Raw genomic sequence first — 11,717 nt, 5'->3', positions numbered from 1 at the left:
AGAAGAGCTTGGTCGAAAAACTCTGTTTAAAGGAAAGTTGAAATGCGTCACCGTCATGGTTTGCGTAAACTGAATCGTACGAGCAGCCACCGTCTGGCAATGCTCCGTAACATGTCGAACTCGCTGATCGAACACGAAGCGATCAAGACCACCCTGCCGAAGGCCAAGGAACTGCGTAAGGTCGTCGAGCCCCTCATCACCCTGGGCAAGAAGGACTCGCTGGCTAACCGCCGCCTGGCTTTCAACCGCCTGCGTGATCGTGACTCGGTGTCGAAGCTGTTCAACGTGCTCGGCCCGCGCTTTGCAACCCGTCCGGGTGGCTACCTGCGTATCCTGAAGATGGGTTTCCGCGTTGGCGATAACGCCCCGATGGCGTTCGTCGAACTGCTGGACCGTCCGGAAGTTGATACGGAAGCGCCGGAAGTTGCTGAGTAAGCGACTTGCGCAACGGACCTTCGGGTACCGTGAGCTGTAGGAGAGAAGCCAGGTCATTGACCTGGCTTTTTTCATTTGAGGTGTTGTCCGAACCCCGCAGCAGATATCTCCGGAATAACGGCCTGTCTGCGCAGATTGCTTGTGGCCGGTGTACAGTGAACAATCGCTACGTTTGACCGGTCTATTGCACACTATGGATGCCCTTCTTATCGTCATGACGACGTTTCCCGACGAGGCCAGTGCCGAGGCAGCTATCGACGGCATGCTGGCTGCGCAGTTGGCGGCTTGTGTGCAGCAGATGGCCCCGGTGCGCTCAAGTTATCGTTGGCAAGGCAAGCGCGAGACGAGTGTTGAAGTGCCACTCATGATCAAGACGAGCGCCGCGCGTTACACGGCGCTCGAGCAGTTCATCAAGGAACACCATCCCTACGACGTGCCGGAAATCGTGGCGTGGCCCGCGACGGCCGCGTTGCCCGCGTACGCGCGCTGGGTTGAGGATGAGACTCGGGGGAAGTTGCATGTCTGAATCGACGATCGTAGCTGGGCCGGTATTTGCCCGGCATGACGACGTGTCCATGGCTCGAGCGGATGGCGGCTCGGGACGAGTGCTCAACGGCATGCGAAAGGGGCTGGCATTCTGGGTCTTTGCATGGCTTTGTACCGCGCTGCTGCTAATGGCGGCCGGTGTCGGCCGCGCCCATGCCGCTGACGATTTCCTCGATCCGGATGTTGCCTTCAAGGTGTCGAAGTCGGAGCAACCCGGTGCGGTGCTGCTTCATTTTGAAGTTGCCAAAGGCTACTACCTCTATCGTGAGCGCTTCGCCTTCGCCGCCGATAACGCCAACGTCAAACTCGGGACCCCTGAATTCCCGAAAGGGGAGGTCAAGCATGACGAGACCTTCGGCAAGGATATGGAGGTCTATCACGAGCCCATCGACGTCCGGATTCCAGTCACTGGGGCTACGGCCCCCTTCACGCTGACGGTGACGATGCAGGGCTGTGCGGACAAGGGGTTGTGCTATCCGCCGATGGACAAGCCGTTCAAGATCTCGGCGGCCGTCGGTAGCGCGGAGGGCGGCGGCGGTGCCGGCGCTAGCGGCGGAGCGTTGTCGATGTCATCGCAAACCGCTGTCGGTCCCACGCAGGCGCTGCTCGGCGCCAAGCCCGCGGCGGCGACGCCTAATGCAAACGCTGCGACGCCAAGCGGTTCGGGTGGCGGCTGGCTCTCGGCGCGCGACGATTACAGCGAAGCCGAGCGCATTCTTTCGGGTGGCAGCTTCCTGCTGGCGTTGGGGATCTTCTTCGCACTGGGCGTTGGGTTGGCCTTTACGCCGTGTGTCTTGCCGATGGTGCCTATCCTGTTGTCGATCGTCGCAGGTCAGGAGGCCAGTCGCGGCAAGGCAGTGCGCCTGGCAATCGCCTACGTGCTCGGTATGGCCATCGTGAACACCGTGATCGGTGTGGCGGCGGGCTTGCTCGGGCAAGGCCTCATCGCGTTTCTTCAGGCGCCTTGGGTGCTCGCGCTGTTTGCGTTGTTGATGGTGATTCTGTCGCTCTCGATGTTCGGCATGTACGAGATTCAGTTGCCGTCGGCGTTGCGTGAGCGTATCGACGATGCCGCCCGCAAACAGAAATCGGGGCAGTGGGTGGGGGCGGCGATGATGGGTATCCTGTCCGGCCTGATCGTCAGCCCGTGTGTGACAGCACCGCTTGCCGCTGCGCTTGCCTTCATTGCCAAGACGGGAGATGCCGTCTTTGGTGGCGCCACGCTCTTCGCCCTGTCGCTGGGTATGGGTTTGCCGCTGGTGATTCTGGCCGGTGGTGGTGGCACGTTGCTGCCGCGCGCCGGCGCTTGGATGGATGGTGTGAAGCGGTTCTTCGGCTTCCTGCTGCTGGGTGTCGCGCTGTGGATCGTGCGTCCGTTGCTGTCGACACAAGTCTTGCTGCTCGGGTGGGGGGTGTTGCTGCTGGTGGCCGCGACGTTCATGCGCGTCTTCGACACCTTGCCCGATGGTGTGAGCGGTACTCGGCGCCTGCTCAAAGGACTCGGTGTTGCGGTTGCGCTGCTCGGGGCCGTGGCATTGGTGGGCGCTGCCGCAGGTGCACGCGACCCGTTGGCTCCGCTGGCTGGTTTGTCGGCCGCTGCGTCGGGAAGTGCCAGTGCCGGTGCGCAGACCGCTGAGGGTGTGAAATTCCAGCGTGTGCGAAGTGTCGCCGAACTCGATCAGGTCGTTGCCGCCGCTGGCCGGCCGGTCATGTTCGACTTCTATGCTGACTGGTGCATCAGTTGCAAGGAGATGGAGCGGTTCGTGTTCACTGATCCACGCGTGAAGGCGCGCCTTGATCAGATGGTGCTCGTACAAGCCGACGTTACGGCAAACAATGCCGACGATCAGGCGTTGCTAAAGCGCTTTGCGTTGTTCGGACCGCCCGGGATTATCTTCTTCGATGGCAAGGGCGCTGAGGTGGCGGGTTCGCGTGTGATCGGTGCGCAGTCAGCCGATCAATTCCTGCGCAGTCTGGATAAGGCCTACGGTCCGGCAGCGTAACAGGATCAGGATCAGGATCAGGGGATGCGCGGTTGAGTCTGCTGCGCTGAATGCCACGAAGGTGGCCGTTCAGACCGCTACATAAACAAACAGCTAGTCCGTCACCGGACTAGCTGTTTGTCTTTCGTCTGCGAGAACTTGAGCGGATGGCGCAACCGGTGGCCGACGCCTCCTCGTCTTCTACTCAGTCGACTCAGGCTTGTGCGCGAATCAGGCGCGCTGCGTCGAGTGCGAAGTAGGTCAGGATGCCATCGGCCCCTGCGCGCTTGAAGGCGAGCAGCGACTCCATCATCACCTTGTCGTGATCGAGCCAGCCATTCTGGGCAGCGGCCTTCAACATCGCGTATTCGCCGCTGACCTGATAGGCATACGTCGGGTAGCGGAACTCATCCTTCACGCGGCGCACGATGTCGAGGTACGGCATGCCGGGTTTGACCATGACCATGTCCGCACCTTCTTCGATATCGAGCGCCACTTCACGCAGCGCTTCGTCCGAATTGGCCGGATCCATCTGGTAGGTCATCTTGTTGCCCTTGCCGAGATTCGATGCCGAACCGACGGCGTCGCGGAACGGGCCGTAAAAGGCCGACGCGTACTTGGCCGCGTAAGCCATGATGCGCGTGTGAATATGTCCGGCGGCTTCGAGGGCTTCCCGGATGGCGCCGATGCGGCCATCCATCATGTCGGACGGTGCGACGATGTCCACGCCAGCTTCTGCCTGCGTGAGGGCTTGCTTAACGAGGATCGCGGTCGTTACGTCGTTGATGACGTAGCCGTTCTCATCAAGTACGCCGTCTTGACCGTGGCTGGTGTACGGATCGAGGGCCACGTCGGTGAGCACACCGAGATCGGGGAAGTTGCGTTTGATCTCGCGCACGGCGCGTGGGATCAGACCTTCGGGGTTGGTCGCTTCGATACCGTCGGGTGTCTTGAACGACGCGTCGATGTTCGGGAACAGCGCAATGACGGGCACGCCGAGCGTGACGCACGTATCGGCCACACGCAGCAGCTCGTCGACCGAGACGCGCTCGACGCCCGGCATCGAGTCGACAGCCTCGCGGCGGTTCTGACCTTCGAGCACGAACACCGGATAGATCAGGTCGTCACAGGTCAGGTGGTTTTCACGCATCAGGCGGCGTGAGAAGTCATCGCGTCGCATGCGGCGCGGGCGAAGCAGGGGATAGGAACTCATGCGATCGGTCCTTTGGACGGGGAATAGCGCGTCTGAAAATTCCGTGTTTCGTCGGGTAAAGACGTCCCGAAAAGGCGTTGCCGTTGCGATCGGCTCAACGATTCCGTAAGGAGGAAAGCGCGCAAAAAAGGCCGCTTGCCGGGAAACTTTCGGACGCATGGTATATCATACCAACCGGATGTTCGCACTGTGTGTGGCGTCCCCCGCTTCTCCTCCCTGAGCGGGCGCCTGTCGTTCTACGATAAGGCTCATTTAAACCCGCCGTGCCTACACGGCGGTTTTTTTATGTGCGCTCGCTTTATCGCACCAACTACTGCATCCAACGCCCCGGAAATCGGGCGCGTACAGGCATCTCGGTCAATCCCGATATCTTCGTGTGCCCCCTCATCCGTTCGGTTGAGGCAGCGACCGCCGTCCCGATTTTTCTTTACGTTGACCCAAACGACCACACCGCTGGCCGCGACGATATGTCGCGCCCGGCGGGCTCGTGCGTCATCTACCTTTGGGTTTTGGCAGCGTGGTGCCGAATCGTGCTGGAGGGCGAAATTACTGAGACACGCTCATTTCTTCGCGGATTCGCGCGGCGGAATGGCGAGCCAGTCTTCGAGCACGCGTTGCGCGGCTTCGACACCGGTGCGCTTGAGCGACGAGAACAGCTGCGCAGTGAACTGGGGCAGCGTGTTGGGATCGTCCGCCGGGAGTCCGTCGGTGCGCTGAAGGGCGTTCAGACGCTTCTGGGTGTCGCGCAGGACGACCGTGGCTTCCTGACGGGTGAGCTTGTCGGCTTTGGTCAGCAATACGTGGATTGGGCGTCCGGTTGGCAGGAACCAGTCGATCAGTTCGCAATCGAGATCCGTGAACGGTCGACGCGAGTCCATCACCAGCACCAGCCCGCGCAGTTGCGGACGTTGCACCAGATAATCGCCAAGCAGTTGCTGCCAGTGCACTTTCACGCCGCCGCCGACTTCGGCATAGCCGTAGCCGGGCAGGTCGACGAGATAGCCATAGAGGTGCTCGAGGTGGGCAATCTCGAAGTAATTGATGTGCTGCGTGCGGCCCGGCGTCTTACTGGAGAAGGCCAGCCGCTTCTGATTGCACAGGATGTTCAGCGCGCTGGATTTGCCCGCGTTCGAGCGACCCGCGAAGGCGACCTCGGGCACGGCCGTGGGCGGCAGATCGCGCAGATGATTGACGGTCGTAAAGAAGCGGGCTTGATGAAGTAGGGACATGAAAGGAACCGGGGAGCGCCGCAGCCACAGGAGATGGGCTGGCAACGCGGGCGCAGGGGGCGCAGAACGATGAGTAGGGATGCTGCCGGCCAAAGCCCGGGAAGCCCCGCTCTGCGGCCTTCTACATGGAATCCCCTAAAGTCGGGGAAAGACTTTATTGTACAATACGAAAGTTAACCTTGGCCTTGCCAAGGCTTGTCCGAACGTCTCGCACGCCGTGAGGTTGGAGGAGAAACACGGCGCCGGACGGTGAGTTCGAACGACCGATTTCCCGACAAAACAGATATAAGGTGTGCGAATGAACCGAGGAGTGTGGAAGTCTCTCGCTGCAACACCATTGGCGCTGGCATGCTTTCTACTGAGCGGCGCAGGACAAGCCGCCGAGCCTCAGGCGCCAGCCAAACCAGACTTGAACCGGGGACAGGCAATTGCCAGTCAGGTCTGCGCATCGTGCCACGCGGCAGACGGTAACAGCACCGGTGGTGCTTATCCGAAAATCGCCGGCCAGCACGCTGAATACCTCTACAAGCAACTGACCGACTTCAAGGCGCAGCCCGGCAAGACACCGGCGCGCAACAATCCCATCATGGCCGGTATGGTCGCTGCGCTGTCCGATCAGGATATGCGCAACGTGTCCGCTTATTTCGCGTCGCAAACCGAGAAACCGGGCGCTGCGCGCAACAAGGACACCGTGCCGTTGGGCGAAAAGATTTTCCGTGGCGGTATTGCAGAGAAAGGCGTACCCGCCTGCGCTGCCTGCCACGGTCCGGCCGGTGCCGGCATGCCGTCGCAATACCCGCGCCTCGGCGGCCAGTGGGCCGATTACACCGCTGCACAACTCGTGGCCTTCCGCGACGAAACGCGTTTGAACAACGCGCCGATGCATGCCGTTGCGTCGCGACTGTCGGACAAGGAAATCAAGGCAGTCGCGGATTACATCGCCGGTTTGCGCTGATCGGTAAGGTCTGCCCTGACATCGTGTGAACGTCGGGGTATATTCGCTGACTTATAACGAAACCAGCTCCGTCGCCGCAGGGTGACGGGATAGAACTGGTTTAGCATACACAGGGTGGCGGGCGCGTGAAAAACGCGCTCCCGCCCTTTTTTGTTGCCGGAAACAGGATGAGTATCAGTACTTCGGGAATGCAGATCAAAAGCGCGCAGCGATGGGTGCGCGACGGTGTCGAACTGGTCAGTTCGATGCGTTTTGCCATCAGCCTGCTCACCGTGCTTGCGATCGCCAGCATTGTCGGCACCGTGCTCAAGCAAGGCGACCCCTACCCCAACTACGTCAATCAGTTCGGCCCGTTCTGGGCCGACGTCTTCCGCTCGCTCGGCCTTTATAAGGTCTACAGCTCGTGGTGGTTTCTGCTGATCCTCTTCTTCTTGATGGCGTCGACGACGCTGTGCGTTGTGCGCAACGCGCCGAAGATGATCGCGGACATCCGCAGCTGGCGCGACCACGTGCGTGAAGGCAGCCTGCGCGCCTTCGGTCACAAGGGCGAGTTCTCAGGCCCGACGCCGCGCGCCGAGCTGCTGCCCAGACTGACGGGCTTTCTGGGGCGGCGCGGTTACCGCTTCGTCGTGCGCGATCGCGATGGAGCGACGCTCGTGGCGGCGAAGGCCGGGGCGATCAACAAGATCGGCTACATCTTCGCGCACAGCGCCATCGTGATCATCTGTCTGGGTGGTCTGGTCGACAGCGATTTGCTCACCCGCATGCAGATGGCCCTGTTCGGCAAGTCGCCGTTGCAAGGCAACGCGGTCATCGCACAGATCCCAGAGGAACATCGCCTGTCGTCGAGCAACCCCGCGTTCCGTGGCTACGCATTCGTGCCCGAGGGCGGCAAGTCGACGACTGCGATTCTGAACTTCCAGGACGGCTCGGTCGTGCAGGACCTGCCCTTCTCCATCGAGTTGAAGAAATTCCACGTCGACTATTACTCGACGGGCATGCCCAAGCTCTTCGCGAGCGACATCGTGGTGACCGATCCCGAGACCGGCAAGTCGATGGATGCCACGGTGAAGGTCAACGAGCCCTTCATCTATAAGGGTGTCGCGATCTATCAGTCGAGCTTTGAAGATGGCGGCAGCAAGCTCAAGCTCACTGGCTACCCCATGCGCGGCGCGTCCGACAAGACGTTCGCCTTTTCAGGCGACATCGGCGGCTCTACGCAATTGAAGGGCGGTGCCGCAGCCAAAGACGAGTACACGGTTGAATTCAGCGATTTCCGCGCGATCAACGTCGAGAACATCAGTAACGGCAGCGGGCAGCAGGACGTACGCGGCGTGGCCCGTAAATCGTTCCGCGACGATCTGAGTGCACAACTGGGGTCGGGCGCGAAAACCGATCTGAACAAGGACTTGCGCAACGTCGGTCCGTCGGTGCAGTACAAAGTGCGCGACCGCAGCGGGCAGGCGAAGGAATACCGCAACTACATGCTGCCGATTCTGGTGGAAGACGGGCAGCGCGTGTTCATGACGGGCGTGCGCGACACCCCGGACGGCCCGTTCCAGTACTTGCGCATTCCGGCCGACGAAGACGGCTCCGTCAAACAATGGATGCTGCTGCGCGCAGCCCTTCAGGATGACGGAGCCCGGGTGGAAGCCGCGCGCCGTTTCGCGGCCCAATCGCTGCCGTCGCAGACCTCGGCGGAACTGCGTGGCCAATTGCAGGAAAGCGCCAAGCGTGAGCTTGACCTGTTTGCCGGTGCCATTTCGGCCAGCGCGAATGGCCACGCGACGGGCGGGCTGCAAGCGATCGCCGAGTTCGTGAGCGAGAAGGTGCCGCAGGAGCAGCAATCGAGTGCGGCCGACATGTTCCGGCGTATCCTCGACGGCACGATCTGGCAACTCTGGCAGGTCGCGCGCGAGCAGGCAGGCCAACCGGCGGCGACGCCAACGCCGGACAACGAGCGTTTCGTGCACACGGCAACCAACGCGCTGTCGGACAACTTCCTGTACGACGCGCCGGTGTTCCTGCAACTCGACTCATTCGATCAGATTCAAGCGAGCGTCTTCCAGCTCACGCGCTCGCCCGGCAAGAAGATCGTGTATCTTGGCAGTCTGCTGCTGGTACTCGGCATCTTCTCGATGTTTTACGTACGTGAACGACGTCTCTGGCTGTGGGTGAAAGACACTCCTGACGGCGGCAGCTCGGTCATGATGGCAGCGTCGACCACACGTCGTACGCTGGATTTCGACAAGGAATTCGCCCGCACGAAGGCGGAGTTGGACGCGATCGTCACAAAACGATGAAGGTGAGAGACATGGAGTTATCGCAAGGCTATTCAGACGTCTCGTGGCTGCGCCGGCGCAGTATCGGTGACTGGCTGTTCGCACTGGCGCTGGCGATTGGGGCGGGCTTCGCGCTCAATCGCTACGGCCATTTTATGGATTACTACGAGCACACGATTCTGGTGCTCTCGGTGCCGATTTTCGCGGTATTGGGTTGGCACTGGCGCTCGGTGCGCTGGTTGATGGCGGGTATCGCGATTCTTGCGCTCTCCGGCATCGGGCTCTATCACCACGATCTGGCCCGCGCCGATCAGGCGTTCTTCCTGAAGTATTTCCTCTCGAGTCAGTCGGCCATCCTCTGGATGAGCGCGCTGTTCTTCCTGGCGACACTGTTCTATTGGGGCGGCTTGCTGGCGCGCTCGCCGTTCGGCGCGAGCGTCGGGTCGGCACTGTGTTGGGCGGCAGTGTTGCTCGGGTTCACCGGCATGATGGTGCGCTGGTACGAGTCGTATCTGGTGGGCGCTGACGTTGGGCACATCCCGATCTCGAACCTGTATGAGGTGTTCGTCCTCTTCTGTCTGATCACGTCGCTGTTCTACCTGTACTACGAGCAACACTATGCGACGCGCGCCCTCGGCCCGTTCGTGCTGTTGGTCATCAGCGCCGCGGTGGGCTTCAATCTCTGGTACAGCGTGGCACGCAGTGCCTACGAGATTCAACCGCTCGTGCCTGCGCTGCAAAGCTGGTGGATGAAGATCCACGTACCGGCTAACTTCATCGGTTACGGCACGTTTGCGCTGGCAGCCATGGTGGCGGTGGCTTATCTGCTCAAGTCCGGCGAGCAAAAGCGTAACGTTGCAGCGGGCAAGGCGATCGACAGCGGTTTCTTTTCGTCACGCCTGCCGTCGCTCGAATTGCTCGACGACGTGATGTACAAGGCGATTGCCGTGGGCTTCGCGTTCTTCACGATTGCCACGATTCTCGGGGCACTGTGGGCGGCCGATGCCTGGGGCGGTTACTGGAGCTGGGACCCGAAGGAAACCTGGGCACTGATCGTGTGGCTGAACTACGCGGCGTGGCTGCACATGCGCCTGATGAAGGGGCTGCGTGGCGTGGTGGCGGCATGGTGGTCGCTGACGGGCCTGCTGATCACGACGTTCGCGTTCCTCGGTGTGAACATGTTCCTGTCGGGCCTGCACAGCTACGGACAGCTCTGACGTGTCATCCACGTGTCGATACGGCCAGCAGTCGCAGTACACGGCCGGTCGATGCGTGAAGTAAAAAAGCCGCCGCGCGAAATGCGCAGGCGGCTTTTTTATTGGGCGGCGCTTCGGTTTGCCGCCCCGTGTGTGCGGGCGTCGGCAAACCGGAGGAGATCGGTCCGCTCAGACTGGTTGTAGCAACTTCAGGCCGGCAGCAGACGTTCACCGGCAAACAGCGATTCGACCGTTTCGCGCTCACGCACGAGGTGGACATCGACGCCGTCGACCATGACTTCTGCCGCACGCGGACGCGTGTTGTAGTTCGAGCTCATCGTGAAGCCGTACGCGCCGGCCGAGCGGATCGCCAGCAGGTCGTCCGGCGCAATCGCCAGCGCGCGGTCACGGCCGAGCCAGTCGCCGCTTTCGCACACCGGGCCAACCACGTCGTATGTCACCACGTCAGCCGCACGGCGCGTCACCGGGTCGATACCGTGATAAGCCTCGTACATTGCCGGGCGGGCGAGATCGTTCATGGCCGCGTCGACGATGGCAAAGTTCTTGGTCTCACCGTGCTTGAGGAATTCCACGCGCGTGAGCAACACGCCGGCGTTACCGACCAGCGAGCGGCCCGGCTCGAACAGCACCTGACGGTGTGCATGGCCGCGCTTGGCGATGTGGTCGATGACCGTGGTGGCAAACGCGGTGATGTCCGGCGGCGTTTCATCCGTGTACTGGATGCCGAGGCCACCGCCCACATCGATGTGATGCAGCGAGATTCCGGCGTCGTCGAGCTTTTCGACCAGATCGAGGAGCTTGTCGATGGCGTCGAGGTACGGCGAAATTTCCGTGATTTGCGAGCCGATGTGGCAATCGATGCCGACCACATCGAGATGCGACATGGCTGCCGCCGCACGGTAAGCGTCGAACGCTTCTTCGTAAGCTACGCCGAACTTGTTGCCGCGCAGGCCGGTAGAAATATACGGGTGCGTCTTGGCGTCTACGTTCGGATTCACGCGCAGCGACACGCGCGCGCGCTTGTTCATCTGGGCGGCCACTTCGTTCAGGCGGTCGAGCTCGGGGCGCGATTCGACGTTGAAGCAGAACACATCCTTGTCGAGCGCATAACGCATTTCGTCGGCGTGCTTGCCCACACCGGAGAAGACCACGCGGCTGGCGTCACCGTCGGCGGCGATCACGCGTGCCAGTTCTCCGGCCGAGACGATGTCAAACCCGGCGCCCAGCTTGGCGAACACGCCGAGGACGGCCAGATTCGAGTTGGCCTTGGCCGCGTAATGGACCGCCGCGTTACGCCCTTCGCAAGCCTTGGCGTAAGCCTGATAGGCGGACGTCAGGGCCGCCTTCGAATACACGTACAAAGGCGTACCGAAGCGCTCGGCGAGTACGGGCAGGGCCACGCCCTCGGCATGGAGTACGTCGTCGCGGTAAGAGAAGAAGGCGTTGGACATCGCGGAAACTCGGGTAATCGGCAAGGGCACGCGCCGTGGCGCGCAATATAAACAGGCGGGAAACGCTTGTCCGGCAGTTCGGAACGCTGGCCGTCGGGCCCGTTGCCGGGTGTTGGCTATCGGGTGCCCGACAACGGTGCCGACAAGCTTACTCCGGTTTGGCGGCGGGCAGCGACGCTGCCGGCGGCACTTCAACCGACGGACCGCGCTGCGGCTCAGGCACGAGCGGCGGCGGGGGCACCGGTGCGCCCGGCGGCGGCGTCGGCTTGATAGGCCGCGCCGGGTAATAAAGGGGGCCGGCCTGGCCACAGCTGGCTAATACGCTCAGCAGGGCAATCGAGGCTACAATCGCGCAGGTTCGAATAGGTGCTGTCATGGGGGTATCGCCGCGTGGTGCGGCATGCAAT

Annotated in this window: 10 protein-coding genes; 6 read left to right on the top strand and 4 right to left on the bottom strand. The window is 61.7% G+C overall.

What is annotated here, in order from left to right:
* The first annotated feature begins 42 nt into the window (after positions 1 to 42).
* The 3 genes from rplQ to dsbD all read left to right on the top strand — a co-directional run bounded on the left by rplQ (position 43) and on the right by dsbD (position 2,984).
* A complete protein-coding gene (gene rplQ / locus CDV44_RS00935) occupies positions 43 to 435 on the top strand; it encodes a 50S ribosomal protein L17 (RefSeq protein WP_058376367.1) in 393 nt (130 codons plus the stop codon).
* Between the two features lie 193 nt (positions 436 to 628).
* Positions 629 to 961, top strand: coding sequence for a divalent-cation tolerance protein CutA (gene cutA, locus CDV44_RS00930; RefSeq protein ID WP_087686306.1), 333 nt, complete (start codon positions 629 to 631; stop codon positions 959 to 961).
* A gap of 49 nt (positions 962 to 1,010) precedes the next feature.
* Positions 1,011 to 2,984 (top strand): protein-disulfide reductase DsbD, encoded by a 1,974-nt coding sequence (gene dsbD / locus CDV44_RS00925; RefSeq protein WP_249277360.1) that lies wholly within the window; start codon positions 1,011 to 1,013, stop codon positions 2,982 to 2,984.
* Positions 2,985 to 3,177: 193 nt separating this feature from the next.
* Here dsbD and hemB read toward each other — a convergent pair whose 3' ends face one another.
* Together hemB and yihA are read right to left on the bottom strand one after the other, a co-directional pair.
* On the bottom strand, positions 3,178 to 4,176 hold the full coding sequence (hemB, locus tag CDV44_RS00920) for a porphobilinogen synthase (protein WP_087686304.1): 999 nt from the start codon (positions 4,174 to 4,176) through the stop codon (positions 3,178 to 3,180).
* 560 nt (positions 4,177 to 4,736) lie between these two features.
* A complete protein-coding gene (gene yihA, locus CDV44_RS00915) occupies positions 4,737 to 5,405 on the bottom strand; it encodes a ribosome biogenesis GTP-binding protein YihA/YsxC (protein ID WP_087686303.1) in 669 nt (222 codons plus the stop codon).
* Positions 5,406 to 5,703: 298 nt separating this feature from the next.
* On the opposite strand from yihA, the gene CDV44_RS00910 reads away from it, so the two are divergent.
* The 3 genes from CDV44_RS00910 (at position 5,704) to ccsB (ending at position 9,859) form a co-directional block, all read left to right on the top strand.
* Positions 5,704 to 6,360, top strand: coding sequence for a cytochrome c (locus CDV44_RS00910; RefSeq protein ID WP_058376363.1), 657 nt, complete (start codon positions 5,704 to 5,706; stop codon positions 6,358 to 6,360).
* Between the two features lie 167 nt (positions 6,361 to 6,527).
* A complete protein-coding gene (locus CDV44_RS00905) occupies positions 6,528 to 8,663 on the top strand; it encodes a cytochrome c biogenesis protein ResB (RefSeq protein WP_087686301.1) in 2,136 nt (711 codons plus the stop codon).
* An 11-nt stretch (positions 8,664 to 8,674) separates the two neighbouring features.
* The gene (gene ccsB, locus CDV44_RS00900; RefSeq protein ID WP_087686300.1) at positions 8,675 to 9,859 is read left to right on the top strand and encodes a c-type cytochrome biogenesis protein CcsB; all 1,185 of its coding nucleotides are present in this window, start codon (positions 8,675 to 8,677) and stop codon (positions 9,857 to 9,859) included.
* Between the two features lie 188 nt (positions 9,860 to 10,047).
* Here ccsB and lysA read toward each other — a convergent pair whose 3' ends face one another.
* Together lysA and CDV44_RS28695 are read right to left on the bottom strand one after the other, a co-directional pair.
* Positions 10,048 to 11,310, bottom strand: coding sequence for a diaminopimelate decarboxylase (gene lysA / locus CDV44_RS00895; RefSeq protein WP_087686299.1), 1,263 nt, complete (start codon positions 11,308 to 11,310; stop codon positions 10,048 to 10,050).
* A gap of 148 nt (positions 11,311 to 11,458) precedes the next feature.
* Entirely contained in the window at positions 11,459 to 11,686 is a 228-nt protein-coding gene (locus CDV44_RS28695; RefSeq protein ID WP_367649234.1) for a lipoprotein, read from the bottom strand.
* Between the last annotated feature and the right edge of the window lie 31 nt (positions 11,687 to 11,717).

The sequence above is a fragment of the Pandoraea sp. PE-S2R-1 genome (genome assembly GCF_002179865.1).
Taxonomy (GTDB): Bacteria; Pseudomonadota; Gammaproteobacteria; order Burkholderiales; family Burkholderiaceae; genus Pandoraea.
The sequence above is the reverse complement of the archived record's forward strand: the minus strand, read 5'-3'. Positions and strand labels throughout refer to the sequence as shown.

Bases quoted from the DNA above. Each gene is read 5' to 3' on its own strand.
- cutA (WP_087686306.1), top strand. From the start codon at position 629: ATGGATGCCCTTCTTATCGTCATGACGACGTTTCCCGACGAGGCCAGT.
- yihA (WP_087686303.1), bottom strand. From the start codon at position 5,405: ATGTCCCTACTTCATCAAGCCCGCTTCTTTACGACCGTCAATCATCTG.
- CDV44_RS00905 (WP_087686301.1), top strand. From the start codon at position 6,528: ATGAGTATCAGTACTTCGGGAATGCAGATCAAAAGCGCGCAGCGATGG.
- CDV44_RS28695 (WP_367649234.1), bottom strand. From the start codon at position 11,686: ATGACAGCACCTATTCGAACCTGCGCGATTGTAGCCTCGATTGCCCTG.
- rplQ (WP_058376367.1), top strand. From the start codon at position 43: ATGCGTCACCGTCATGGTTTGCGTAAACTGAATCGTACGAGCAGCCAC.
- dsbD (WP_249277360.1), top strand. From the start codon at position 1,011: ATGGCTCGAGCGGATGGCGGCTCGGGACGAGTGCTCAACGGCATGCGA.
- CDV44_RS00910 (WP_058376363.1), top strand. From the start codon at position 5,704: ATGAACCGAGGAGTGTGGAAGTCTCTCGCTGCAACACCATTGGCGCTG.
- ccsB (WP_087686300.1), top strand. From the start codon at position 8,675: ATGGAGTTATCGCAAGGCTATTCAGACGTCTCGTGGCTGCGCCGGCGC.
- lysA (WP_087686299.1), bottom strand. From the start codon at position 11,310: ATGTCCAACGCCTTCTTCTCTTACCGCGACGACGTACTCCATGCCGAG.
- hemB (WP_087686304.1), bottom strand. From the start codon at position 4,176: ATGAGTTCCTATCCCCTGCTTCGCCCGCGCCGCATGCGACGCGATGAC.